Origin of the sequence: Butyrivibrio sp. FCS006, assembly GCF_000424525.1 — a bacterium.
Taxonomy (GTDB): Bacteria; Bacillota; Clostridia; order Lachnospirales; family Lachnospiraceae; genus Butyrivibrio.
In genome coordinates this window covers 21,716-47,716 of the sequence record NZ_AUKB01000008.1, presented here as the reverse complement: position 1 = coordinate 47,716, position 26,001 = coordinate 21,716, and the positions used below count along the sequence as shown (strand labels likewise).

At 43.3% G+C, this 26,001-nt stretch carries 18 protein-coding genes and 1 tRNA gene; 3 read left to right on the top strand and 16 right to left on the bottom strand.

All coding sequences use genetic code 11. The features are described from left to right. Nucleotides 1-9: 9 nt before the first annotated feature. From G633_RS0100200 to G633_RS0100185, 4 genes are all read right to left on the bottom strand, one after another. Nucleotides 10-447 carry a hypothetical protein gene (locus tag G633_RS0100200; RefSeq protein WP_022767400.1) on the bottom strand — a complete coding sequence of 146 codons (438 nt, stop codon included), beginning with the start codon at nt 445-447 and terminating at the stop codon, nt 10-12. Beyond that, a complete protein-coding gene (locus tag G633_RS0100195; protein ID WP_196804204.1) occupies nt 444-2,231 on the bottom strand; it encodes an EAL domain-containing protein in 1,788 nt (595 codons plus the stop codon). The genes G633_RS0100200 and G633_RS0100195 overlap by 4 nt, the downstream gene beginning before the upstream one ends. A 121-nt stretch (nt 2,232-2,352) precedes the next feature. Beyond that, nucleotides 2,353-4,797, bottom strand: a complete 2,445-nt coding sequence (locus G633_RS0100190; RefSeq protein WP_026518735.1) for a hypothetical protein — start codon at nt 4,795-4,797, stop codon at nt 2,353-2,355. A 112-nt stretch (nt 4,798-4,909) separates the two neighbouring features. Continuing rightward, on the bottom strand, nt 4,910-6,214 hold the full coding sequence (locus tag G633_RS0100185) for an alpha-amylase family glycosyl hydrolase (protein WP_026518734.1): 1,305 nt from the start codon (nt 6,212-6,214) through the stop codon (nt 4,910-4,912). A gap of 182 nt (nt 6,215-6,396) precedes the next feature. On the opposite strand from G633_RS0100185, the gene G633_RS0100180 reads away from it, so the two are divergent. Beyond that, nucleotides 6,397-6,470: transfer RNA gene (locus G633_RS0100180), tRNA-Met, on the top strand. A gap of 148 nt (nt 6,471-6,618) precedes the next feature. On the opposite strand, the gene G633_RS0100175 is transcribed toward G633_RS0100180, so the two are convergent. Together G633_RS0100175 and G633_RS16860 are read right to left on the bottom strand one after the other, a co-directional pair. Next, nucleotides 6,619-6,819, bottom strand: coding sequence for a DegV family protein (locus tag G633_RS0100175; protein ID WP_022767404.1), 201 nt, complete (start codon nt 6,817-6,819; stop codon nt 6,619-6,621). A gap of 13 nt (nt 6,820-6,832) precedes the next feature. Then, nucleotides 6,833-8,320, bottom strand: coding sequence for a radical SAM protein (locus tag G633_RS16860; RefSeq protein ID WP_022767405.1), 1,488 nt, complete (start codon nt 8,318-8,320; stop codon nt 6,833-6,835). Nucleotides 8,321-8,484: 164 nt separating this feature from the next. Here G633_RS16860 and G633_RS0100165 point away from each other — a divergent pair, with 164 nt between their 5' ends. Next, a complete protein-coding gene (locus tag G633_RS0100165) occupies nt 8,485-9,069 on the top strand; it encodes a TetR/AcrR family transcriptional regulator (RefSeq protein WP_022767406.1) in 585 nt (194 codons plus the stop codon). A 196-nt stretch (nt 9,070-9,265) separates the two neighbouring features. On the opposite strand, the gene G633_RS18940 is transcribed toward G633_RS0100165, so the two are convergent. From G633_RS18940 to G633_RS18935, 4 genes are all read right to left on the bottom strand, one after another. Beyond that, on the bottom strand, nt 9,266-10,738 hold the full coding sequence (locus G633_RS18940) for a GDSL-type esterase/lipase family protein (protein ID WP_026518733.1): 1,473 nt from the start codon (nt 10,736-10,738) through the stop codon (nt 9,266-9,268). A 131-nt stretch (nt 10,739-10,869) separates the two neighbouring features. Then, nucleotides 10,870-11,412 carry a hypothetical protein gene (locus tag G633_RS0100155; RefSeq protein WP_022767408.1) on the bottom strand — a complete coding sequence of 181 codons (543 nt, stop codon included), beginning with the start codon at nt 11,410-11,412 and terminating at the stop codon, nt 10,870-10,872. A gap of 148 nt (nt 11,413-11,560) precedes the next feature. Continuing rightward, the gene (locus G633_RS0100150) at nt 11,561-13,717 is read right to left on the bottom strand and encodes an ATP-dependent helicase (protein WP_026518732.1); all 2,157 of its coding nucleotides are present in this window, start codon (nt 13,715-13,717) and stop codon (nt 11,561-11,563) included. A gap of 218 nt (nt 13,718-13,935) precedes the next feature. Continuing rightward, entirely contained in the window at nt 13,936-14,535 is a 600-nt protein-coding gene (locus G633_RS18935; protein WP_026518731.1) for a hypothetical protein, read from the bottom strand. Nucleotides 14,536-14,850: 315 nt separating this feature from the next. On the opposite strand from G633_RS18935, the gene G633_RS0100140 reads away from it, so the two are divergent. After that, complete coding sequence (locus G633_RS0100140; RefSeq protein WP_026518730.1) at nt 14,851-16,602, top strand: sensor domain-containing diguanylate cyclase; 1,752 nt, start codon at nt 14,851-14,853, stop codon at nt 16,600-16,602. 42 nt (nt 16,603-16,644) lie between these two features. On the opposite strand, the gene pepF is transcribed toward G633_RS0100140, so the two are convergent. The 6 genes from pepF to G633_RS0100110 form a co-directional block, all read right to left on the bottom strand. Continuing rightward, nucleotides 16,645-18,444, bottom strand: a complete 1,800-nt coding sequence (gene pepF, locus G633_RS0100135) for an oligoendopeptidase F (RefSeq protein WP_026518729.1) — start codon at nt 18,442-18,444, stop codon at nt 16,645-16,647. 15 nt (nt 18,445-18,459) lie between these two features. Further along, the gene (locus G633_RS0100130) at nt 18,460-20,421 is read right to left on the bottom strand and encodes a glycoside hydrolase family 31 protein (protein WP_026518728.1); all 1,962 of its coding nucleotides are present in this window, start codon (nt 20,419-20,421) and stop codon (nt 18,460-18,462) included. An 81-nt stretch (nt 20,422-20,502) separates the two neighbouring features. Continuing rightward, on the bottom strand, nt 20,503-21,147 hold the full coding sequence (gene pgmB, locus G633_RS0100125; protein WP_026519036.1) for a beta-phosphoglucomutase: 645 nt from the start codon (nt 21,145-21,147) through the stop codon (nt 20,503-20,505). Then, nucleotides 21,129-23,441 carry a glycoside hydrolase family 65 protein gene (locus G633_RS16845; RefSeq protein WP_035770334.1) on the bottom strand — a complete coding sequence of 771 codons (2,313 nt, stop codon included), beginning with the start codon at nt 23,439-23,441 and terminating at the stop codon, nt 21,129-21,131. Before G633_RS16845 ends, pgmB begins: the two co-directional genes overlap by 19 nt. After that, nucleotides 23,428-24,807 (bottom strand): ABC transporter substrate-binding protein, encoded by a 1,380-nt coding sequence (locus G633_RS0100115; protein WP_026518727.1) that lies wholly within the window; start codon nt 24,805-24,807, stop codon nt 23,428-23,430. Before G633_RS0100115 ends, G633_RS16845 begins: the two co-directional genes overlap by 14 nt. A 227-nt stretch (nt 24,808-25,034) precedes the next feature. Continuing rightward, nucleotides 25,035-26,000: a LacI family DNA-binding transcriptional regulator gene (locus G633_RS0100110; protein WP_026518726.1), complete on the bottom strand. Its 966-nt coding sequence runs from the start codon at nt 25,998-26,000 to the stop codon at nt 25,035-25,037. Nucleotide 26,001 lies beyond the last annotated feature (1 nt).

Below are 26,001 nucleotides of genomic sequence, written 5' to 3'. Positions count from 1 at the left end.
CTATCCCTGTTACAGACTCAAATAATTAAAGCCTGTCCTGTTCATAAACTGGTCGAGTTTTTTCTTAAAGAATATGAAGTACGCCTCTTCTTTGTGTTTTGCCTCAGGCTTAAGATAAAAGATAACCTGTCCGCTCTTGATGTCCCATTCTATATCGTTTGTGGGATCAAGGGCGTCGATATCCTTGAAAGAAAGCCCGAATTTCTCCCTGCAGTAGGCATCTCTGTTATCAAGATCCATGGACTCCTCGATTGCCTTACCCTTGGTCCTGATAAGGTCATCAAGCTGTTCAAGCATGATCTGATGAACAATGTTAAATGAATTCAGCTCATATCCGACCAGCTTCATATCCGATATGATCCTGTCAAAATCCACATAGCATTTGGCAAATGGGTCAACCTTGTTTTCACCGTAACAAAAAACTGCATCGTATAGGGCTTCGTTCATAGCCTGTCTCCTTTCTGTGCCTTCAGAAACTCAATGTACTCATTTTCGGGTAAAGGTCTCGAATAGTAGAATCCCTGTAAATATTCTACACCTTTTTCTATTAAAGTTTTAGCCTGATCTATGGTTTCTACACCCTCGGCAAGAACGTGGAGTCCATAGTCCTTCAAGAAATTTATGGAGTATTCAAGCATCCTCATATTCTCAGGCTTATCAAGGTCCATACAATTCCAGATAAACTCTTTGTCCATCTTGACCATGACGTAATCCATTTTCAGAAGCTCCAAAAGATTGGAATAGCCTGAACCAAAGTCGTCCATGGAGAATGTACTTCCCAGTTCTTTAAGCTTTTGAACATTATGCTTGAATGCATCATCATTGTTGATATAGGCGGTTTCAGTGATCTCGAAGTTTATCATCTTTGCAGGTATATGGTATTTTTCCATCTTACCGATAAGCCTTGCATAGGTCTTTCTGTCAACCACTTCATTTCCGGAGAGATTGACCTCAACCTTCCTGATTCCGTAGCTTGACAGGTTTTCCTTTGCGATAAATGAACATACCTTCTCAAATACCAGATCATCAATTTCCTGTATCAGTCCGCATTTCTCCGCAATGGGAATGAAATCCTCGGGAGATATGTAGTTTTCGGTGTCAGCTCTTTTAAGTCTTACAAGCGCTTCTGTCGAGATAAATTTGCCTTCCTTAACACTCAGGATCGGCTGATAGTAGACTTCAAAGGCCTTATCCTTAACTGCTGCTCTGACAACATCTTCGATGGTATTCCTGTAAACCATCTTGTCGATGATCTTATTATCGATTACCAGATTCGGTGAATAGTGAGTATATATGTATTCGCCTGATACGTAGCGCAGGATCTGTAGCGCTTCATCAGCCTTTTTTGTGTGTTTAGGGACTTCAAGCACTGCGTATGTCAGTTTATAGTTGCCACTGTCATCCTTGTAGTTGTTTATCAGTGACATCAATTTCTCTACGCTTTCCGGATTCTCAATAATGTAAGAGAGAGTATTCCAGCTTGATAAGTACGAGCTCTCTTTTGTGGCTTCCTCAGCCATCTTGGCTATTTCTCCCTGGAGAGAGTAGAGTTTCTTTCTGTCTTCTCCGTTAAGGATCATGGTCTTTCCTGTAAATATGACCGATACTATAAAAAAGCTCTTGCTAAGTCCAAATCTCTCTGTAATGACCAGATCAAAAGCATCTTCATTCTTTACACCGGGAATATCCTTTTCGTAGTACTCTCTCGGGTTTTCGCTTGATAGAAACAGTATCAGAGCCATCAGCATTATAGCTATGGATGATACCTGATATCCATGGAACTTAAACTGGAAGAATGCAAGAATCGCCCATGCCAAAAGGCCTGCGGTAATAGCCAATGCATCGTCTTTCCTGAGCCTGTCCCTGAATGTGATCGACAGGAGCAAGGTTCCGAATATATAAAGAAATCCTATGAAATAACAAAAGAGTACAACAAATCCAACGTTGTAATATTGCCCGGATTCGGTGACGGTATAATTAACTCTGCCAAATAAAAGCGAAATAAGTCCTATGACTCCCGGAGCTGCGATCAGTCCGATAACGATGGGTGATGCCTTTTTACCATGCAGTATTTTGGCGTAGACATAAAGTGCCATGACAAAAGCGCATATTATAAGGGTCCCGACATAGATAATCTGGGAAATGCCTCTCAGCGAAGAAAAGGTGTTATCAAGATAATCAAAGACAGCGCTCTGAATGATATCCCCAAGAACATTTAAGTACGCCGCCACCAGAAAGATGAAAAAAACGCGCGTAGAAAATACCCGAGGCATGTTCCGCCTCAGGTATACAATGATCAATATGGATAATACCAAAATTGCAACAATGGGTGTACGTATTTCCATAAATTGATTATAATACAGTTCCGTTTGCAAGTGCAAGTTGCACGTAGTAGCCGGTTATTGGCAAAAAGCTCTGAGCAAAATTCTTGGTTGGTCCGCTTCCAACAATGACCGCGTCCTCTATGATCTTCTTACCTCCGACTGAGGCCGGCGAAACAACAATAGCTCTTTCAAAGGTCTTTTTACCATAATCAAGATATCTCTTATCCTGCGTAAGCTCATACCCTATGGCCATAGCCTCCAAGAGAAGCGTGTTTGTGCCGTTTCGTGAAAGACTTGGCAGCTCCTTGTAGTAGAAAAGCCCCTGGGGCGTCATAAAGTTTTCCGTTAGGTCATCTATGGCATCAAGCATCATCTTCTTTAATTCTTCAGAAGGGAACACTCTGTAATAACGCATAAGAGAGCCAAGAGCAACGGATATCATAAATCCAACTCTTATGGTGGTGTTGTCTGTATAAGGCGCGAGCCACTTGCCATATCTGTCGTTCCAGGCAGCAAACTGGGATACTATCCACTCGCATTTATCTACCCACTTCTTATCACCCGTCTCGATGAAAAGAGCTGTCAGAGTTCTCAAGGCCCATCCGGTCTCTCTGGCACTTGCTTCGCCCGGAACCTGATACATAGGCGTATCCAGAAGTCTTAATACATTCTCGCCGATGCCAAGCGCAGTGTTTAGCGCCCTCTCATCGCCGGTAAAGTGATAGAAGTCAAGAAGTCCCTCAACCCATTCATGGCTGCAGACCATCTCTCCCTTGCAGCCCCTGCCTTCTTCCGAGCCTCCGGTGTGCTTTCTTGTGTGTTCCCATTGTCCGCCCATTCTAAGAGGATCCTGGCTGTAATGGCAGACATCAACATCCATCCAGTGAGCTGCTGCTACATTGGCATAGTCCAGGAATCTTCGAATGCCAGTCCTTGCATACATCATATACATTGAATGGGGATAGTCATACTCATTGTTTGTCCAGACAAGATTTCCATCGCCTCTTCCCTGCGCAGTGTAGTTTGGATCAGGCGCATCGCCGAAATTAAGCATCCCATAGGACCTTGCATGGGAATCCGCCTTCTCAATAAGGGCTATCTCAACATCATCGTTTTGTTTATCCCTTGGTAAAAAGACCTTTGGAAATACCTCTGCTTTCTCGAACTCATCAGGTGAAATATAAGGTCTGTCAGGCATCTGATATATAAGACTCCTGTTATCAAGCTCGTATATCGGCTCCTTAGCATCATGGAAGTGCAAAAGAAATCTCGTCTCCCTTGCCATTCCCGAAGTAAATATCACAGGCTCCGCCTTGGAAACTTTGTTATTCTCGTTCTGATCCGGAATGATATATACCACAACGCCGTTTTTATCAGCCTTAACAGCCTTAGGGAAATTCTGGAACGCCTGAAAAACTGTTGCACAGACTCCCACATCCTTTGACTTATCCGTATAGTCGGAAAAAAACGTTCCGTAGAGAACTTCTGCGAAATGCTCATTAGCCTCTTTTTCCAGCATTTCAGCAATAATTGTATTCTCCACCTGCGCTGCGGAGGTAGAAATCTTAAACTCGGTTCTGTAATTGGATTTTCCGACAATGGTCCTTACAGCTTCACTCTGCATAGAGCCTTCTGCTCCGAAGTCATATTTGGGAAGTTCCTTAATTCCGATTGTTGTAACGATATCACCCGATACAGAAGTTTTCTTTGTATCGCCACAGCCGGTGGAATCAACGATATAATTGCCAATGCCAGGACTTGAAAGATCAATATCCGCTCCTGTAAATGACTTTATTGCAAATACAATATCATCCGGTTTTATATTTCCATCGGTGCAGTTTATAAACCTGAAGCCTGCATCAATCCAGGGTTTTCCGGCAGTTATGGACAGCCTCATCTCGAAATGTATTCCCTCTCCGGAAAAGGTCTTTTCATCTGCCGTCAGGCACCTTCCACTAGCTTCTATAACTGAGAAGAGCTTGCCTTTCTTGGCAACTGTCCATTTATCAAATACAGTTTTTAACCTCTCACCTGATATGGTTACGAAAGGGCCTACAAACTGCTCTTTGTCAAAAGACCTATCGGAGTATTCAAATTCTTCAAAGAGTTTTTCGGAATTGTTCTTGACGCAAAACTTTATTACTCCGTTTGAAACGCTTATATCTTCGGGATTTTCAATAATATCAACCGTTTCCGAATACTCCGCCTTGGCGTTAGCGTTTGTTACCAGCTCAAATTCTTTTTTATCATTCCCCGGAAGATCAGCAAGAAAATAGAGATATACAAAACGAACAGACCCATCATCCCATTTTGAGGTCACTTCAGCCTGAACAGGAAGGGGTCTGTCTCCATCTAAGATTGTAAGTGCATCTGCATCAGACGCTTTTAATAAGCCTTTTGCAAAAGGCACACAAAGACCGCATAGTTCCTTTTTTCTGTCATCCTTGTAAAGCTTGTCAAAATATATTTTCATTATTTATTCCCCGTAGTTTTATTGTTGTTTGCTATAGGAATATTGTACAATAACGCGCTTTTTTGAAACTATGGATTCTTATCATGTGTAAACTGTAAATTATGATTTCATGTTAAATTTGAAGAAGATAAGAAGTGCATCCGGGAATCTCAAGTCCTCCGCCAAAGTCAATCATTTCTCCGGTTATAAGGTCTGTTGCTCTTCCTGCTCTTGCATCAAAATGCGCAACAAATGGCTGATCATCGGCATTTATGGCAACAATGACTCTATCATCTTCAGCTTCTCTTTCAAATACGCACTGTCTGTTGGTGAGCACCAGTGACTTAAAGCCGCCGTAGTTAAGGGCTTTTGACCCTTTCTGTCCCTTGCAAAGTGCTGCTATGTGATCTGTAAGTTCTGTCCACTGCGGGCTTTCAAAGCACGGACGAAGCGCCGGATCACCCTGGGATTTATCCGCCTTCTCTCCCCACTCACTGCCGTAGTAGATGGTTGGGATTCCGGGCATTCCAAACATAAGGGTATATATGAGCTTCAGGTGCGCAGGATTGTTTAAAGTGCTTGCAATCCTTGATACATCGTGATTATCAACGAATGATAACATGTGCTTTCCTTTGTATAGAGTCCAGTTCTCCGGGCCAAACTGACGGAGCAGCGAATGGATTATCTCAAACATGTTCATGCTGTTGAAGGACGAGAACATGCCTTTGTAGCATTCATAGTTTGTGGCACTGTGGCACAGATCATCACCCATGATGCGATTGTAATCTCCGCCTATCATCTCTCCCATCAGGAAGAAATCCTCTTTCCAGTTGCCGGTCTCATATCGAAGGCGCCTTAAGAAATCGCTCTCAACGCAGTAAGCCACGTCCAGTCTTAGTCCGTCTATGTCGAACTCATCTATCCAGTATTTTACGCTCTCCAATAAATAGTCTGTGACCGCCGGATTACGCAGGTTGAGCTTTACAAGATCAAAGTTGCCTTCCCATCCTTCATACCAAAGGCCGTCATTGTAGCCGTTATTTCCGTCAAAACTGATGTGGAACCAGTCCTTATAGGGTGAGTCCCATCTCTTTTCCAACACATCCTGAAAACCAAAGAAGCCACGACCTGCATGGTTAAATACACCATCGAGCACAATCTTTATGCCTTTTTTGTGAAGTGCCGTGCAGACCTTCTTAAAGTCCTCATTGGTTCCGAGCCTTGTGTCAATCTTCCGATAATCCCTTGTGTTGTATCCGTGGGTGTCGGATTCAAAGACAGGGTTAAAAAGAACTGCACCCACTCCAAGCTTTTCAAGATGAGGTATCCAGTCAAGGACCTTTAGTATCCTGTGCTCTAATTTTCCGTCATTCTCAAAAGGTGCTCCGCAAAATCCTAAAGTGTAGATCTGGTAAAAGCTGGTCTCATAAGCCCACATATCTTTTTCTCCTTATCATTACCAAAACTGCGAAGCCCTAGGCTCCGCAGCTGCTTGATCATATATATAATTATATCAGAATAATTGACCTTAACTAAAAAAAGTTTAATTATTAATGTTGACAACTCCCCCACTTAAGAGGTATATTATTCTAGTCGCTTGTGATTGACGAGCGAACATATGGCGAGGTAGCTCAGCTGGCTAGAGCACGCGGTTCATACCCGCGGTGTCGAGGGTTCAAGTCCCCCTCTCGCTACTAAAAAGGAAGCGTTTATCGCTTCCTTTTTTTGTGTCTTCTGGCGTTGCTAATTTGCATCACAGCTTGCTCGTCACCCCCGCAATCTCTTCCGCCGGCGTCACTTGGAAATATTTCCTGGAAAAAGAAAAATATTACTTTGTTCCCATCATTTTGAGATAAACAGTACTCCCAATGTTCCTGGACCACAATGAGATGAAACAACGCTTCCTACGCGGGTTTCAAGGATTTCTTTAAACATGCCGAGGCCGCTAAGATACTCTCTTACAGCTTCAACAACTTCCCTGTCGCATCCTGAATGAGTTATGAACACACGCTCAGGTCTGGCATTCTCTAGATCAGCCTCCATGTCTTTGACATAATCAAGCGCCTCTGTTCTCTTCTTTCTTGATTTCCAAAGTCTCAGGAAATTCCAACTTCTCGGCGCTTTCTATATTTTCTTTTGCATAGTTTTCGTATGCTTTTCTATAGTGCTTCTGGCGAGCCCAGATATCATCTGCTACAGGTCCCCACTCTTTTGAATAATTATCACACTTTGCGCAGAGGTGTTCAACGCTTTCCTCTGATTCTTCATTGGTACCATGGGCTCCGGATCTTGCCACCATCTCACGAAGAAGCTCAGGATTTTCAAGCATTGGGCATGGTCTTAAATGGTTCTTATTGAAAGGCTGTCCCTTGTGATATTCCATGAAAAGAGGGCTCTGAAGCATCTCAAGTATTGAATGAGTATGAATATTAGTGTTGGAGAAGTGGATAAATACGCAGGGCTCTGCATCTCCACTTGAATTGATGTGGAAGTAGTTTCTTCCGCCAGCGATACAGCCACCAACTGCCTCTCCATCATTCTGGAAATCCATAGGGAAGAACCCTATATCGCACTTGTCACTTCTAAGGTATCTGATTTGATCTACCATCTTTCTTCTCTGCTCTACAGTAGGCATAAGCTCTGGTACCGCGTTATTTCCTACTGGCATATAGTGGAAAAAGAATCCGAATCTTGCGCCTTTTTCAGCTATGAACTCGATGAACTTAGGGTCAGTTACTGCCTCGATATTATTTCTTGTATAGCAGATGGAAGTTCCATAGACAATTCCGTATTTCTTAAACAGGTCCATGGCTTTCATTACAGCGTCATAATGACCAATTCCACGTCTCGCATCATTTGTTTCAGGAGTACCCTCGATAGAAAGCTGGAACGTGATATTTCCAAGTCTTACAACTTCCTTACAGAAGTCCTCATCAATTAAAGTGGAGTTGTCAAAAATTGAGAACTCAACATCATTGTGCTTTTCAGCAAGACGCAGTACATCCTTTTTTCTTACAAGAGGCTCCCCGCCTGTCATCATGTATAGGTAAACACCAAGCTCTTTTCCCTGGGTAACGATCTTATCCATGTCTTCAAAAGACAGGTTGTGCTTAGGGCCATAAGTACCGGACCAACAGCCCTGGCAATGCATGTTGCAGGCACTTGTAGGATCAAAGAGAATAAGCCATGGGATATTGCATCCGTACTTTTCCCTGTTTGCCCTGATCATCTTGGTACCTCTGAAAAAGGCCTCATAACCAAGGTTGAGCATTGTCATCTTGGCAACGTGAGGATCTGTCTCATCAACTACTTTATTTATAAACTTGACCCATCTATTGTCAGGGTCCTTGAAAGCTGCTCTTACCTGATCAAGCTTGTCCTTTCTTGCTCCGTCTTTCCCCCAGAATTTCTCTGCCTGATCTACGAGTTTTAAATACGTTTCTGTTCTGTTCTCAGCTTTGTCGAGATTTGCAAGAAATCTATCGATCAATAGGCTAAATGCCTGTCTCTGCGCTTTGTGAGATAAGTTTTCCACTAATTCCATACTTGTTATTCCTCCCCTTTAAGTGTTACAATCGTTTTGATGTTACAAGTGTAACGCCGCAGGAGATGCAATTCAACGGCTCTACTCTCGGACATGACAGTAGAAGTGTCAATTGGCGCGACGTGACATAATCACTTATTTTGTAACAACAGGGGAAAAGAAATATGAAAGCCACTAAAGAGCCTTTGACAGAAATGCAGAAAAAAGAAGTTCTGCGAATGAATAACAAAGAGTCTAACCAGCTGACCAGAGAATGCCTTCAGCTTGCGCTTATGCACCTAATGGGCGAACACCCGTATGAAAAGATCACTGTCAGTGAGATCGTGCGTCGTGCTGGAGTTTCACGTACTGCCTTCTACCGCAACTATACTGACAAGGAAGATATTTTGCATGAACTCGGTAACAGACTGATAAAAAGCATAACAGAAATTTGTGAAAAACCAGAACTGCATGAGAATCCTCATCAGTGGTTTGAAGATGTTTTCCGTACCATCCGCGAGGATAAAGAAACCATTGCCCTGTTTGATCAGGCAGGTATATTGAAACGTGAGCTCTTTTCCGGCAGGTCCATATCAGAACTTCTGTATCCTACAACAGATACAGAAATCAAATACATCAAGCTTGCTACAGAAGCAGCTTTTTTCCAGATACTTATCAGCTGGTTCAGAGAAGGGATGCAGGAAAGCGAACAGCGCATGGCTGATATATGCGTAGAAATGTTTGATAACACATTGAAAAAACTGTCATAAAACAAATGTTGATGATAATTTGATGATTGTCATCAGATGACGAAGCCGCAGGCCTTGTATTTATGCAAGTTTTAGAGATGCGACAATGGTTCAAGTCCCCCTCTCGCTACTAAAAAAGGAAAGCATTTGTTGCTTTCCTTTTTTGTTGCTCAAAATGAGCCCTGGGGACGGAGTCAAGGGCTCATTTTCAAAGTGATCAATCTCCTTCCGACTGATTCACGTTTTCTCCATCGGACTGATCGGATGAATTTCCTTCGGTCCCTTCTGTGCTGCTCTGACCACTTTCATCCTTTTCAGATCCCTCTTTCTCTTTTTCGGCCTCTTCTTCAGCTTTCTTTTTTGCTTCCTCTTCAGCCTTCTTTCTTTCTTCCTCTTCTTCGGCCTTCTTTCGCTCTTCCTCTTCTTCGGCCTTCTTTTTCGCTTCCTCTTCTTCGGCCTTCTTTTTTGCTTCCTCTTCTTCAGCCTTCTTTTTTGCTTCCTCTTCCTCGGCTTTCTTCTTTTCTTCCTCTTCTGCTTTCTTTTTCGCTTCCTCTTCTTCGGCTCTCTTTCTCTCTTCCTCTTCTGCTTTCTTTTTTTCTTCCTCTTCTTGAAGCAGTTCTTCTTCCGTCTTCTCACTGTTTTGAGTGTCGGTATCTGAGACATTCTGATTTTCCGGATTTCCAATCATCATGTCCATAAGATCCTGTAGCTTACTTTCGTCAATTCCTGACTCATTATCCATCGTAACCTTGATCCTGTTTGGATCGGGCTTGATATACTTAACTACATATTCACCCTCATCAGATATTTGAGGTACTGGATGCTCTACTATGTACCTGAATATCGCTTCGCACCCTTTTCCCGAATAATGAAGTCCGTCACCGCCGTTATACTCAGACTTAACCTGTCCGTCAGATCCTTTTAGGATTTCGGTGATGTCGAGATAGAAAATGTGTTTTTCCTTTGCTGTTTCCAGTAGGAAATCATTGTATTTATCTATCCATGCGTTTTGAACACTGTTTTTATAAATTCCGTTATCATCTACAGGACCTATCGCCACAAGTACAAGATTGGAATTAGGCGCCATCTCAGCCACACTGTCTATAAGAGTCAGAAATGTATTCTTATAATGCGTCTCACTTGGATCATTAATCCCGTTAACACCCAGAAGAATATAGATAACCGGAGCCTGATGAGACCCCAGATAGGATTTTAATGTATATTCCTTACCGGCATTGTTAATGAATTTATTGGATGCAAATGCCGGATGCGAAATACCAATCTGCGCCAAAGCAGCATCATCGTTGAAAAAGCCATAGTTAACCATCGCAACCGTTCTGGAATCGCCGAGGAATACACATCTGTTAAGGTATCCTTCCTTTGCGCCGTCTTTTTTTGCAAGTACAGTTGTATCCGGAGTTGATTCGGCTTTAGTCCCTTCGGTTGCTGTCTCGACTACAGGCATATTTTCCCCGGCTGCATCTTGAGTTTCACCTTCAGCAGTTGTTTTCTCCCAGCTGACTTCATGTAAAGCATTGTCCAGGGAACCTGTTTTTAATACAAAAAGCACAATGATTGCAAGGATAGCTGCGAGCATGATCAATAAGCTGATGATCAGCTCCCTTTTACCAAGGCCCTCCATCATCTTCTCAAACAGGTTACTTATTGTCCCTTTCTTTTTACCGCTCATCTCTTCGCCTCTCATATATTGTACATACTTATTATATCAGATATTTATTCTTACATTTTGTGACATACACATGAGCTTATGTATTAGGCGCAACAAAAAAGGAAAGCATTGCTGCTTTCCTTTTCAATTTATCATCTGGTCATTGGAACATCATCTGCGATATGCTCCATATCGTCAGTCCACATTATGGTGCTTGCATCAACAATCTTAATGCTTCCGGTTCCATCTGAATAAATCGTCTCATCTGTATCAACTTCACCGTTTTCATTTAGTGTGTACTCATGCTTAACGCAATCGCTGTAAGTGATGGTATCAGTGCCGTCATATTTGCCGTGCATAACCCATTCACCGTGCTGCGCTGCATTGATTCCCCACCATACCTCGATAAGGTAACCACCATCTTCCTGCTTAAGGATACTAAGGTTTCCATCTCCGGCATAATACTGTCCTTCAAAATCAGATGCCTGGGCTTGATCAGCAGACTGTGGAATCTGTGTCTCTACAATTTCAGCTGTATCGGCCTCAGCAGGTTTCTCAGTCTCCTGAGCCACTTCGGTTTCAGCAACATTCTCAGCTTCCGGTACCTCTGCGCTTGCAACATCAGCTTCTCCACATGCTACAATCTGAAGTGCCATAAAGGACACCATAACAATACTTAAAAACTTCTTTTTCATAACATCTCCTCCTCATATGCGATTTGCACAACATATTGATTATAGTCCCGGAGATGTACCATATGTGTAAAAAAAGCATTAAGCTTTTATAAACTAATTTTCAAAAATCAGTTTCCCGTTCACTCTTTCAATCATGAATCGTTATACTTCACAAAACCTTAAGTCTGACCTTCATTGCAATCTGTCTTGGGGTAGCCATTCCATCAAATTGAACCAGATAGCTTTCTTCATCAAGGTTGATATCGAGAATGGTCCCTGCTCCGAGAATTGCATGCTCAACTCTCTGGCCCTTCTCAAGCAGGTTAAGCTTTTGTGCTCCCTTTAGATGCCTGCTTTCGTTCTCAATATATTTCCTGACCATGGTTATCATCTTATCCGATGGTTCCTCAGTATATTCAAGACAATCCCTGTCGATATCAAGAATAAATCTGGAAGGATACCTTGGTATTCCTTCAAAAGTCTGACCTCCTGCCTCTGAAATGAACAGCCTTTTTTTCGCTCTGGTCATTGCAACAAACGCAAGCCTTCTTTCTTCCTCCATGCCTTCCAGAGTATGGATTTTCCTGGAGGGGAAGATTCCTTCGTTCATTCCACATAGAAAGACATAGGGAAACTCAAGACCCTTGGCTGCATGTACAGTCATGAGCCTTACCTTGTCACTGCCCTCTGTGTCTGAATCGGCATTGGTAAAGAGCGCAATATGTCTCAGATAGTCTTCCAGGCCCACTTCTTCTCCACAGGTAGTCTCATACTCAAATACAGACTGCTTGAGCTCCGCCAGATTATCAAGCCTGTCCTGAGCTCCCTCCGTGCGAAGCATCTGCTCATATCCGGTATCCTCAAGGACTTTGGTCAAAAGCTCCGATACGGGAATCCCCTCGTAATCACCGGCGTATTTTTCTATGACATCAATAAACTCTTTTGCCCTGGTTCCGCGAAGTGTCTCATTTTCAAGATTCTCACTAAGTGCCATGTACAAAGAGCAGCTGTTATCCCTTGCATACTGCTCCAAAAATGCCATACGTCTTTTGCCTAGATTTCGCTTGGGGACGTTGCATATTCTTCTAAAAGAGACATCATCTCTGTACAGGATCATTCGAAGATAGCAAAGCGCATCCTTTATTTCCATGCGTCCGTAGAACTGCACTCCCGAATAGATGGTATAGGGAATCTTCTCTTCTATAAGGCCTGTCTCTATTGTTCTGGTTACATAGTGGGCTCTGTAAAGAACTGCCATGTCCTTGTATGGCACGCCCATTCCCTTAAGAACAAGCATCTGTCCTGTTATCCAGTCTGCTTCATCTGCTGTGCCTGGAGCAAGATGGCATAGAACACTCTCACCGGGCTCGCCTACGGAAACCAGATCTTTTTTCAGCCTCTGCGTATTCTTATCGATAAGGCTGTTACATGCAGCTATGATCTGCGGAGTTGATCTGTAATTGTCATTCATGTAGATTGTCTTTACATCAGGATAGTTCTTATCAAAGTTCAGAAGGTATCCCACACTGGCGCCTCTCCAGGTATAAATGGTCTGATCCGGATCTCCTACAATGAAAAGATTCTTATGGTAAGCCGTAAGAACATCCATGAGTTCATACTGAAGTCCATCTATATCCTGAAACTCGTCAATCATTACATATTCCAGGCGTTTCTGCCACTTGAGCTTTATATCTTCATGCTCGCTAAACATGTACAGCGTAAATTTGATCAGATCATTATAATCAAGGCCGAAGCATTTCTTCTCCTGATACAAATAGCCATAGAACAAGATATCATCTACAGAAGATGCCATGTCATACTTCTCCTTGAGCGCATCGACTGACATGTTCAGCATATCCAGATAATACTCCGGTTCGTCCTTGCACTTACGTATTTCAAACATATCTCTTGCTGCACTAAAAGTCTTATCCCTAAGTGAAAGCCCTCTTTCTTCATAAATGATCTTCAGGATATCATCTATATCAGAATTATCCAGAACCAGAAAGCTCTTAGGGTACTGGAGTGCATGCGAATCCTCCTGCAGCACAGAGACGCAAAAGCCATGGAACGTATTGATATAGCCGGTATCATTATCTCCGGTTAAAAGATGTATTCTCTGCCTCATCTCATTCGCAGATTTGTTGGTGAATGTAACGCAAAGAATATGCCCCGGCATAATTCCCAGCGCATTGACAAGATATGCAAATCGATATGAAAGCGCCCTTGTCTTACCGCTTCCGGCTCCGGCCACAACCCTGATATAGCCTTCAGTACTGGTTACAGCCTCTTTCTGCGCTTCATTTAGCTCTTCTAAAAGTCCTAACATAAACTCTCCAATTCAACGCAAACATACATTCGATACTTACGAATACATTATAGCAAACATAGGTTTGTTTTTCTTCTTTTTTTAGCCAAAACTATAAAGTTCGAAAGCCCTAAGCCGATATTAATAATAACTAAAGAAAGGAGGATGATACATGAGAAACAATCTTCCTAAAAGATAAAGCACCTTCACTGAGGCAGGATCCCGGTGGAGGTGCTTTTTTATACCGAAATATTCAGAAGCAGGTACAGCCCAATACAGATAACAGCTGCGCCAAGGTGCATAAGCAAATATGAAACAGCCCACTTGCCATTTCTGTTAAAGCCATAAAAATCATCCCAGCGCTTTCCTTCCGGAGCGCGGAATATCTTATAGTAGTACAGCGGAGCATACAGTGCAACCGGGAGCATCCCAATAAATGCAACCGTAAAGTCTATACCTCGCCTTTCAAAAAAGAACAACGAAACAATCGCCATAAGCGGAGTCAGCAGATGCATGAAAAGATCTGATCCCTTAAACATATGCTGATACCCATACGTCGGTCCGAGGAACAACAGAACAGTCAGCATCGTTACAGTCACTCCGGCAGTCCCAATGATCTTCAAATAATATGTCCACTCCGCGTTAGGAAACAGCAGCATTAAAAGAGCTGCCAGCGCGCACAGTGCATTACTCTGTACCGTAAAATACTTAAAGGCATTTCTGGCCCGCTGCGGACACCATTTGCCGTCTTTTCTAAAGTATAAGATTATCAGCACAGTGGTCACGGCAAATATTATGAAGTTCAGGGCAAAAGAAATAACAGAATTAGTATTTTCCATATCTGAAATAAAAAAACGGCCTTTTGGCCGGTAACTTTTGGGAGGATGAGCTGCCGGCTTCCGCCGACAGCTCGTTATGAAAAAGAAGTTTTACTTACTAGTTTTCTGTTTCGATATAAATATGTTACTTAATAAATTTATCCTCTCCTTAAACAAAATGTGAATGAATTGTAACTGAACCCTAATAAATTTATAAAACCTGTATTTCAAAGTGTTTCACCTCCCCCGGCATTTAACAGTCCCCGGGAGACATCTTTTTAAAAATCCATTATTGCGCTATAATATAATCACAATATAGTACGCGAGGGATAGCAGTTGAAACTTTTAGAAACCGGCTATAATGAATATTTCAGTCAAACAATACATGAATGGGCTGTCGAGTTTGGAAGCAATTCCCGGTCTGTCCTTTTTCATGTCTATGTTCCCTTCAACAAGCCACAAGAGCTTGAGAATCTTAAATTCGTTCGCAAGGTTTTAAAAGAAGAGTTCCCTGATGCACAGGTTGTAGGATGCAGCGCAACAGGCATGATCCTTAACGGCAAGGTACAAAATGATGCCATTACTGTCTCCGCCATGATCTTTGAAGATGACACCACCACTGTCATTGTTCGCACGTCTTATGATAAGCAAGGAAGCATGGACCCTCAAAAGCTTTTGGAATTTGTAATAAGTTTTCCTGATCTTAAAGGAATAGAAGTCCTTACTGCTGCTCCATATCAACCCTTATTGGATACCAGTTCTGTCATTGATACCATTCCCGAAAATATTGAAATATTTGGAGCAGTAGCTGTTGGAGATGATACGAATCCATCTTTTGTGTTTGCAGACGATCAGGAACTTGGATATGGAAGAACAGCTCTTGTTTTCTACGCTGGCAAAAACCTTCATCTTCTGACAAACAGAATGTTTGGCTGGAGTCCGATAGGATATCCTCTTGAAGTCACAAAGTCAGAAGGGACTGTTGTCCATGAACTGGATAACAAACCGGCTTACGATGTCTATCATCATTATCTTCACATCAAAAAAGACAATAACTTCTTTTATGATGCCTTGGACTTTCCATGGGAAGTTAAAGCTGACGAGAACACATATTACATAAGGCATGCCAAATCTGTGAATTCTGATGGTTCAATTGTCATGTCTTCTAACATTCCTCAAGGAAGTAAGATACGACTAACATACGGTGATCCCAGAAGGATCATGAAGCATACAAAACAGACCATTTCAGAGATATTTGATTTTGAGCCCGAGGTAGTAAACATATTCAATTGTTTTGGGCGCATGCTCTTTTGGAGTGGCAGGGAAAATATCGAAATTCAGGAGATATCAGATTATCAGCAGACAACCGGGTTCAGTGCCCTCGGGGAAATCATGCGGCATAAGGGAAATTCCGTCTTAAACAATCTCTCCATTGTAACAATCGCAATGCGTGAAGGAGAACATGGCCATCATGTCTCTTTAAGTCCCACGGATATTGAAGACAAGATAAATATTCCTGTCACTGCAAGACTAGCCATATTTATAAACACAATCACAGAAGAGCTGATGCAAAAGAATGACCAGCTCAATGAAATGCTATATAAGGCATCTCATGATGCGCTGACAGGTATCTTAAATCGCGGAGCCATTGAGCGGGCTATCTACGAAAAATGCGATCAATGCGAAGAATTTAAGCTGTCAGGGCATCTTATCATGTTTGATGTAGATGACTTTAAGCAGATAAACGATACCTTTGGTCACGCCATCGGAGATAAGATCTTAATCAGTATTTCAACTATTGTGGGCGATTATCTCAACACGATTCCCGGCGCTGTATTTGGGCGTTGGGGCGGTGAAGAATTCATGATATTCATATATGGTCAATCCGATGATCTGGCAAAAGACATTGCTGACAACATCTTAAACAAAGTCAAAAATGAAGTTCTCCATGAAAGAGAAGTCACAGTAAGTATCGGCGTTACCAAACACTACCCTCTTGAAAGCGTAATGCAGACACTAACAAGGGCCGATGAACTTTTGTACAGTTCAAAGAGCAACGGTAAAGCCCAGGTCACATGCGATTTCTGACATAAAAAAGCTCTGAAACCAAGCGTTTCAGAGCTTTTAATATTATTTTGAAATCTCTTCCATCTCCGCAATAGCCTCGCCAAATACAGTAAGTGCGGAATCGATAGGCTCTCTTGTTGTAAGATCAACGCCTGCGATCTTAAGAAGGCTTACAGGATCCTGTGTGCATCCGCTTGAGAGGAACTCCTTATACTTCTTGACTGCGCTATCGCCCTCTTTTAGTATCTTGTCAGCAATAGCAACAGCTGCTGCAAAGCTTGTAGCATACTGATATACATAGAAGTTGTAGTAGAAGTGCGGAATCCTGCTCCACTCCCAGCCAATGAGAGGGTCAGAGATCATGTCTTTTCCGAAATACTCTTTGTTGAGGTTATAGTAAACATCATAGAGAGTCTCAGCTGTAAGCGGAGTTCCCTCTTCAGCCATCTCGCAGGTCTTTCTCTCGAACTCCTCGAACATGGTCTGACGGAACATGGTGCTCTTAAAACTCTCAAGGAAGTGGTTGATGATAAATGCTTTTTCCTCTTTGCTCTTGGCATTATCCTTCATGTAGTGATACAGAAGAACTTCGTTGGTGGTTGATGCAACCTCTGCAACAAAGATCTTGTAATCAGAATCAACAATAGTCTGAGTCCTGTTGGTGTACCAGGTATGCATTGAATGTCCCATCTCATGAACAAGAGTGAACACATCATTAAGAGTGTCATTGTAATTAAGAAGCATGTAAGGGTGTACATCATAAACGCCGCCTGAGTACGCACCTCCTCGCTTTCCTTCACTCTCTACAACGTCGATCCATCTGTTCTCGTAAGCTTCCTTCACAACAGCAAGATAGTCTTCACCAAGAGGTGCAAGAGCTTTAAGAGAAATCTCCTTAGCCTCTTCGTAGGATACCTTCATCTCAAACTCAGGGATCATGTCCACATATACGTCATACATGTGAAGCTCATCAACTCCAAGGAGCTTTTTACGAAGTGATACGTATCTATGCATCTTGTCCATGTTGTCGTGAATTGAGGAAAAGAGATTGTCGCAAACTGCAGGGGAGACATTGTTTCCGTCAACTGCTGCCTCGAATGCAGAGTTATATTTTCTGGCCTTAGCGTTAAAAATACGTCCCTTAACCTCTCCGTCGTACATGGAAGCCCAGGTGTTCTTAAACTCCTCATATCTTCCATAGAAAGCCTCAAAGCTTGCCTTTCTGAGCTCTCTGTCCTTGGACATCTGTGTGGGAACAAATCTTCCGTTTGAGAGCTGAACCTCTTCCCCCTTGGAATCCTTAACCGAAGGGAATTTAAGATCAGCATTGTTCAGCATTCCAAAGCTCTTCTGGGATGCTCCCAGAACCTCTGAAACACTTGCAAGAAGCTGCTCTTTCTCAGCATCAAGCATGTGATCCTTAAGTCTTCTGATCTCCCCAATCATCCTCTTGTAGCGGTCAAGCTCCGGCACAGCACTGTAGAACTCATTCAGCTTCTCATCTGAGAGTGTAAGTATCTCAGGGTCGATAAAAGCTGTCTTTTCTGATGTACCCACAATTGCAGACATTCCGCGCTGCTTAAGAGCCTGATACTTGGAATTGCCGGTATCCTGGTCCTCTCTCATGTGAGCATAGCCATAAACTCTGTCCAGTAAAAGACTGAGCTCTTCATAGAGCTTAAGCACTTCAAGAAGCTTCTCTCCGCTCTCAGAAAGCTTGCCCTCATAAGCAGCCATCTTATCAGCAACTTCAACTGCGCGCTTGCATTCCTCTTCCCATTTAGCTTCATCGTCATAGATATCCTCAAGACGCCATGTAAGGTCCAGGGATACCTCATCTCTTTTTGGTAATTTGTTTTGCATATAAAAACTTCTCCTTTATATCCTGCTTACTCCATCATCTGTATAGAGCTCGTATGAAGCAGCATCTGAATCATAACATATATACTTCAATTCTGCATTATTCAGATTACACTCCATGCCCTTGGATGGCTCAGCAAGTGGAAGAACGTGGCCCTTTCTTATGAACACCAATATCTCGTTAAGATCTGCCTTAACATAGTGATCTCCGGCTCCCAGAGCCTCCTCGTCATAGTCATCAAAGGCTCTGAATCTGATAAGTTTCATGTTCTCCGGAAGATATACGTATCTTCCTGTCGCATTCTGTGTATATACAGGTGCGATCATGATGCTCTCACCAACAAGAAGCTGATCCTCAACCTGAGCACTTCTTTCATCATCGTACTCAAAGCAAAGAGGCTTAAAGAGCATCTTATTGCCAAGAGCAGCCTTCATAAACTCAGAGTACAGATAAGGAATAAGTGCATATCTGAGATTAATGATATTTCTGAAGGTATCTACATTTTCAAATCTATACAGCTCCTGATGCCTCATTCCCAGCGCGCAGTGATTTCTAAACAGCGGTGTGAATATACCAAAGGCAGTCCATCTCAGCACCAGATCTTCCGTAGTGTCACTTCCGAATCCGCCTATATCCGCGCCGGTATATAGGAATCCGCACATGTTGACTGCAGGCATCTGCTGGATGTTAAGAAGCAGATGTGACCACCAGGAGTGATTGTCACCGTGCCAGATTCCGCCATAGCGATGGGCTCCGATATATGATGACCTTGAGAACATAAGGATCCTCTTATCGGGAGATATCCTCTCAAAAGCCTCTCCGGCAGCCCTTGTCATGTTGTAGCCAAAGATATTGTGAACCTTGTCGTGCCTTATCTTCTGCCCCTTATATTCATGATAAAAGCGCCTGTAGTCCTCGGGATAATTGGAAATCGTACCAACCAGGTCCCTGAATTCAAAGAAAGCCTTAACATCAAGGTTCTTACCCTTGTACTCATCTATCTGCTCAAAAATCTCATCCAAATGATCCTGAGTATAGAATATAGCCGGCTCATTCATATCGTTCCAAAAGCCGTCGATTCCCTGGTCAATTAAAACCTTGTACTTGTTTCCAAACCATGCTCTTGCATCATCGTTTAAAAAATCGGGGAAGTGCACCAGCCCCGGCCATACAGCAGCCAGAAGGTTTTCGCCGTTTTCTTTTTTAACAAAGTATCCCTTCTCTACGCCTTCGTCATATACGTCATACCCCTCTTCGACCTTGACGCCGGCATCAATGATAGGCACAAGATGAATGCCCCTTTCCTTCATCTCCTCTACGAACTTAGGGAACTCGGGAAAAGAGCTCTCGTCCACCGTAAAGTCCTTGTACCTCTCCATGTAATCGATGTCCATATAGATCATATCGAGAGGAATTCCGGCTTCCTGATATTTATCAGCAACTTCTCTGATTTCGTCCGCAGTCATATAACTCCATCTGCTCTGACCAAAGCCAAAGGCCCACTTCGGAGGTATATAGCTGCGTCCTATAATACCTCTGAACTGCGATACAATGTCAAGGACACTCTCGCCCTCAACGATATAGATATCCGCATCGAAGTCCTCAAATATTACGCGCAGCTTATCAAGCTTGGTATAACCTATATCAAAGCTGACCTTCCCGGGTGTATCAACGTAAACACCAAACTGATCTTCCTTGGAAAAGACAACGAAGAAGTTATGAGAAGCATAGAGAGAGTTCTTGTTCTCTGTGTGATTGGGGTCGTCGGAGTTATTGCTGGTATAAAGCCAGCCCCTCTTATTCATACCCCTTACAGTCTCTCCAAGGCCGTACACTCTGTCATTTTTCTTTAGTAAAAGAGTCAGTTCCTTCTTCTCATCATTTCTGTCAAAATAAGGAATAGTCCCCTCTGATAGCACAATTTCTTTTACCACCGAATCTGTGGGAATCGGATTTCCTATCCTATACTTTCTAATCATGTATAAACCCTCCTGCCTAAAAATCTTATCACAAAAAGGGAACTGATAGACAGTTCCCTTTCAAATTACATATTTCCTTGTTCAGCCTTCACAGATGTCATATAATTCCTCAAATTTGTCCAGATTGTAATCAGCCCTTCCGCTGGCTGTTGCCGTTCCTATCGCAGCAACGTCCATTCCGGCTGCATGAGCTGCTGTAACTCCTGCATCAGCATCCTCTACCACAAGGCAATCAGATGGGCTTTCCGATAAAAGCTCTGCTGCCTTTAAGAATACCTCAGGGTCGGGTTTGGACCTTATTATCATTGTTCCGTCAGATACCGCATCAAAGGCATCTGTAAGCTCAGTCCTCTCAAGGATATATGCGGTATTTTTGCTGGATGAGCCAATAGCAAGCTTGTAGCCTGCATCACGAAGCTTCTTAAGTGTTTCTCTCACTTCTTTTGCCACATCGTCCCTTGTCATTTCGCCAAGGCTCTGCCTGTAAATATCGTTCTTTTCCTCCAGATACTCTTTTTTCTGTTCCGGAGAAATAGGCTCTCCCCGGTACTTCTCGAGGATGATGTTAAGACTCTCCTCACGGCTTACTCCGCGCAGCCTATCGTTGTCCTTTTCGGTAAACTCTATTCCCAGCTTATCCGCAAGCTTTTTCCAGGCCAGATAGTGATATTTATCAGTAAAGACCAGCACTCCGTCAAGATCAAATATTACTGCTTTATATTGCATTTTTCGCCTCCGGTAAGCTTATATGTTTCTTTCCCATGGACAAATTCCACTTCCTTACCACTAAGAAGCTCAACTAAAACCTCTTTATCATCAACTGTGACCTTAATAAGGTTTCCTCTGTACTTAAACTTAAAGGAATAACCCTTAAGTCCCTTTGGAAGGAACGGGTTGATGGAGAGTCCGTCTTCACCTATCCTTACTCCTCCAAAGCCATAGATAAATGCCATGTAGGAGCCGCCCATATTTGCTGTATGTACGCCGTCAGAGCTGTTTCCGTGAAGGTTTAAAAGGTCAAGCTTGGCAGAATCTCCAAGGTAAGAAACAGCCTCGTCGTGCAGTCCAAGGCGCGAAGCCTGCATTGAGAACACACATGTTGAGAGGGATGAATCGTGAGTCGTTATCTTCTCGTAGTACCTAAAGCTCTTTTCCTGAGTGATGGCATCTGCGCTATCAGGGAAAAGAAAATGTGCCAGAACCGTATCTGCCTGCTTGCAGACCTGGTATCTGTAAAGGTGCAGCGGATGGTAATGAAGAAGGAGAGGGAACTCTTCCTTAGGAGTATTTGCAATATCCCATACAGGTTTCTGAAGGAAAGAATCATCCTGAGGGTTTATTCCAAGCTCCTCATCGTAAGGAAGATAGATGTTCTCTGCAGCCCTTGTAATCTCCCTGATCTCTATATCAGTAAGGCAGAGCCTCTGCTTAAGAGATATTATCTCGGGAGTGTTTGCAAACATCTCAAGGAACTTGACCATCCATTTCATGCCGTGGGCAGCTGCACAGTTGGTGTAGAAGTTGTTGTCCACCATGCAGGTATACTCGTCAGGTCCGGTCACTTCATTTATCACAAAGCGCCCTTTTCTGTCGTAGTTTCCTGTATCAAGCCAAAGACGAGCTATCTCTATCATGATCTCAGCGCCTTCCTTCAGGATGAATTTCTCATCTCCTGTTGCAAGGAAGTACTGAACAATGGCGTAGGATACGGCGCCGTTGATATGATAAGCTGCTGTTCCACTGGGGAAATATCCCGAGCACTCTTCACCTGTTATGGTGCGCCATGGATATAAAGCGCCCTTTTTATGTCCGAGAAGCGCAGCATTTTCTCTGGCTTTCTGAAGTGTCCTGTATCTAAAATGAAGTATATTTTTTGCAAGTGTTTCATCAGTCAGTGTAAAGAAAGGAAGCGCATACATCTCTGTATCCCAGAAATAATGGCCTTCATAACCTTCTCCTGTAAGACCCTTGGCAGCCATGCTGTAGCCGGGCATTCTCGGAGCTGAGCAGAACAGCTGATACATGTTAAAGCTCATGGCAAGATCAAGGTCGTTATCACCTATGATCTCCATTCCTGACTGATCCCAGAATTCCTTAAGGATTTCTGTCTGTCTATTGTATAAGTGCGAAAGACCGCTCCCATCAGTCTTAACTTCATCCAGAGCATCCTGAAGGACCGCTAAAGCGTCTTTTCCCGGATCTTCACTCTTCAGTGAATCGGAAAAAGTCGAGAACTTTACGAGGCGTATTTCCTGTCCCTCTGAAATATGCGCCTTAACATAGGTGCATACCCGCCTATCATCGGTATTGTCATACACATCGATAAAATCGTCCTCTCCTATCAGGATGTTGGAAGTGGCAGATGCAATACTGATGTCACTGACACCGGTACTGCTCACACAAAGTGTGGAGTTGTCAATGGCCTGCGCACAATTGACCGTAAGATATGAGGGACTTTCTGCAGCAAGTCTCGGATCTGTCGGATCCGAGTAGTTCTTAACATCCCCAATGTGCCAGGAATCAAAAACTATCTCGCCGTCAAAGTCCATGGATTTAACGCTGTACTCAATGGTAAAGAGCTGAGGAATAGCAAGATGTGTCATCCTCTTTGTAACAATCTTTACCGTGTTTCCAAGCGGGCTCTTCCAAAGAACCTCCCTGGAAGTATATCCTTCGTCCATGTTAAGGATTCTCTTGTTAGAGATGAGCTCCCCCGTTCCCATATCGAAGCGCTCTCCGCAGATATACAGATCGATTGACTGTGTGTCTGCAACGTTGAGCATGGTTTGCTTCTTCTCAATAAGATTGCAGAGGCTCTCAGCCTGCTTCATGGGAATGATCTCATAAACTCCTGCAAGATACATTCCTCGCATGGTCGAAAAGTCAGCGGGCACACCTTCTTCAAGTGTGCCCCTAACTCCAATGTACCCATTGGCATTTGAAAACAATGTTTCGTTTAATCTAAGTGTTTTGTTGTCGTAGTTCTCGTCTCGTATAATGACACGATTACTGTTGTGCATAATATGCCTCTACTGCTTTCTGAAGTGTATCTACAAACTGATCTGTATCCTTGATTGATCCCTTAGCAAAATCCTGGAAGATTACGGAAGAAACGTTCTGTGCAAGACCTGCCTTCCATCCCTGCCAGTGCCATGCAGATGTCTTGCCTGCTGCTGTGTAATCAGCGATTGTCTTAGCATAAGGATCTGCAGGTGCATACTGTGATGATACGAAAGGTGATACGCATCCGCACTTCTCAGCAAGGATCTGCTGTCCGCCGTCGTTCTGTGAGCACCACTGAATGAATGCCTTAGCTGCATCTACGTTGCCGTCCTTGTAAAGTCCCCACCAGTTAGGTGAATTGGTCTGAATTGTATCCTGGCCCTCAATGAATGCATAAGGAATCATGCCTACTTCGAAGTTTCCTGCTGCTGCGTACTGATCAGCATAAGTTGTTGTCATTGATGCGCCGATCCATGATCCCTGTGATACGAAAGCGTACTTGCCGCTTGCAAATCCAAGAACCTGATCATCGTATGATCCTGAAATTCCCTGAGGATCTGTGTACTCGTTAAAGAGCTCTACCATCTCTGCGAAAGCCTTGATACGCTCAGGATCAAGCTTGCCGCCGTCGTTGATAAGGTCAAGATAAGTTGTATCATTTCTTGCAAGACCGGAATCAAGGTATGTTCCGAAGAGGTGCTGTCCTGCTGTCCACCAGAGGTTAGCTGACTCTGTGTAGTAACCGATAACTGCTGTAAGTCCGAGCTCATCCTTCATTGAATCGATCTTCTCGAAAGCTGCTCTCATGCTCTCAGGACCTGTGATTGAAGCTGGATCGATGCCTGCCTTGTCAAGAATTGACTTATTGTATGAAAGGCCGATAGCCTCTGTTGTTGTAGGGAAGCCGTAAACGTGTCCGTCAGGTCCAACGTACTCAGCCTCTGTATCGCTTGTCCAAGCCTCGTCTGAAAGATCAGCAAGAAGATCCTTCCATGTCTCATAGTGTGTGTCACCCTCGAATACGAAGATGTCAGGCATATCGCCGGCCTGGTAGTAGTTCTTAAGAATAGCCTGTGTATCCTGTCCGCCACCGATTGTATCGATGGAAACTGTAACACCTGTCTGCTCCTTGTAAGTATCTGCAAGGATTGCAAGACCTTCCTGGATCTCTGCCTTGTTGTTAACCAGCTTGATTGTTGTTCCTTCTGCGCTGTCTGTTCCAGCAGGAGCCTCAGTCTCTGCTGTAGCTGCAGGAGCTTCAGTTGCTGTCTGATCGGTTGTAGCTGCAGGTGCTTCTGTTGTACCTGTTGTTCCACAACCTGTCAGTGCAAATGTGAGTGTGGTTGTTGCTGCCAGTAGCAGTGTCAGTGCTTTCTTTTTCATGTTATCCTCCTTTTTATATGAACCATATTGAGTTCGCTCTTGATACCTATATGCTAAGCTATTTACCGAAAAATGCGCAATATCGCTTGTTTTTTTTGGTTGTTTGACACAAAAAAAGACCTTCCACATGTCATTTTCACACATGAAAGGCCTCCTAATTTACTAAACAATAATTAATTTTACTAAAACAACTGCGGATTTTACTAAAATTTAGTAAAATATCAGTTTTACTTATGACTTTTGGCTGCTGTTCTTCTCCATTTTACCCTGGCACCGATCCTGTAAGTATCAAAATCTCCGGTTCCGTCCAGAATATTTAAAAGAGCCTGTCCGGCCAAAAATCCTCTCTCGTAATCCGGCACACTCACCGTAGTAAGCCCTAAATATCTTGAGATAATGATGTCATCAAATCCGCACACCGATATATCCTCAGGCACTCTTATTCCGTTCTCCTGAAAGTGCCTTATAGCACCGATGGCCATCATGTCGTTGGCACACACCAAAACCTCAGGCATTCTGTCCCTTAGCATGATAAGCCTTGCTGCCTGAGTTCCGCTCTTTTCTCTCCAGTCCCCCTCATAGAAGTCGTTTCTGTGAAAAGAGATATCGTTTTCCCTGAGCACGTCCCTAAGAGCCGTATACCTCTCCTTATTGTCGGCAGTATCCTGCCCCGAGAGATATGCAAAAGACTTAAAGCCTGCTTCCACAAGCTTTTGCATGAGCTGCCTCTCACCCTCGTAGTTACTTACGATCATAGGTTTTATCATCGGGTGCTTGAGCTCACGGTCCAAAGTTATAACAGGCATTCCCTTGTCAGCCACTGCAATAACCTGCGAATCAAGTATCTGCGAGCTTAAGATAATGCAGCCACAAACCTCATCAGGATCCGAGTAGTGAGCCAGATCATCGCCGTTGCAGATAAGAATGTGATATCCCTGTCTGCTGACGTAATCGCTTATCCCGTGCAGTATATCCAGGTAAAAGAGTGTGTCAAAGTCGCTAAAGCTTACGATGATGGTGCGTCTCTTACCGTCGATACCACTCTGCTCTTTGTGGTTGTAGCCCAGCTCCTGAGCGATAGCCAGAACCTTTTCACGGGTCTTTGCCCCGACGTTCTTCTTTTTATTTAGAACGTTTGATACCGTGGTTATGGAAACACCGGCTCTTTCTGCTATCTCCTTAATACCTGCCATA

Bases quoted from the DNA above. Each gene is read 5' to 3' on its own strand.
- G633_RS0100200 (WP_022767400.1), bottom strand. From the start codon at position 447: ATGAACGAAGCCCTATACGATGCAGTTTTTTGTTACGGTGAAAACAAG.
- G633_RS0100190 (WP_026518735.1), bottom strand. From the start codon at position 4,797: ATGAAAATATATTTTGACAAGCTTTACAAGGATGACAGAAAAAAGGAA.
- G633_RS0100185 (WP_026518734.1), bottom strand. From the start codon at position 6,214: ATGTGGGCTTATGAGACCAGCTTTTACCAGATCTACACTTTAGGATTT.
- G633_RS0100175 (WP_022767404.1), bottom strand. From the start codon at position 6,819: ATGGAGGCTGATCTAGAGAATGCCAGACCTGAGCGTGTGTTCATAACT.
- G633_RS16860 (WP_022767405.1), bottom strand. From the start codon at position 8,320: ATGGAATTAGTGGAAAACTTATCTCACAAAGCGCAGAGACAGGCATTT.
- G633_RS0100165 (WP_022767406.1), top strand. From the start codon at position 8,485: ATGAAAGCCACTAAAGAGCCTTTGACAGAAATGCAGAAAAAAGAAGTT.
- G633_RS18940 (WP_026518733.1), bottom strand. From the start codon at position 10,738: ATGAGCGGTAAAAAGAAAGGGACAATAAGTAACCTGTTTGAGAAGATG.
- G633_RS0100155 (WP_022767408.1), bottom strand. From the start codon at position 11,412: ATGAAAAAGAAGTTTTTAAGTATTGTTATGGTGTCCTTTATGGCACTT.
- G633_RS0100150 (WP_026518732.1), bottom strand. From the start codon at position 13,717: ATGTTAGGACTTTTAGAAGAGCTAAATGAAGCGCAGAAAGAGGCTGTA.
- G633_RS18935 (WP_026518731.1), bottom strand. From the start codon at position 14,535: ATGGAAAATACTAATTCTGTTATTTCTTTTGCCCTGAACTTCATAATA.
- pepF (WP_026518729.1), bottom strand. From the start codon at position 18,444: ATGCAAAACAAATTACCAAAAAGAGATGAGGTATCCCTGGACCTTACA.
- G633_RS0100130 (WP_026518728.1), bottom strand. From the start codon at position 20,421: ATGATTAGAAAGTATAGGATAGGAAATCCGATTCCCACAGATTCGGTG.
- pgmB (WP_026519036.1), bottom strand. From the start codon at position 21,147: ATGCAATATAAAGCAGTAATATTTGATCTTGACGGAGTGCTGGTCTTT.
- G633_RS16845 (WP_035770334.1), bottom strand. From the start codon at position 23,441: ATGCACAACAGTAATCGTGTCATTATACGAGACGAGAACTACGACAAC.
- G633_RS0100115 (WP_026518727.1), bottom strand. From the start codon at position 24,807: ATGAAAAAGAAAGCACTGACACTGCTACTGGCAGCAACAACCACACTC.
- G633_RS0100110 (WP_026518726.1), bottom strand. From the start codon at position 26,000: ATGGCAGGTATTAAGGAGATAGCAGAAAGAGCCGGTGTTTCCATAACC.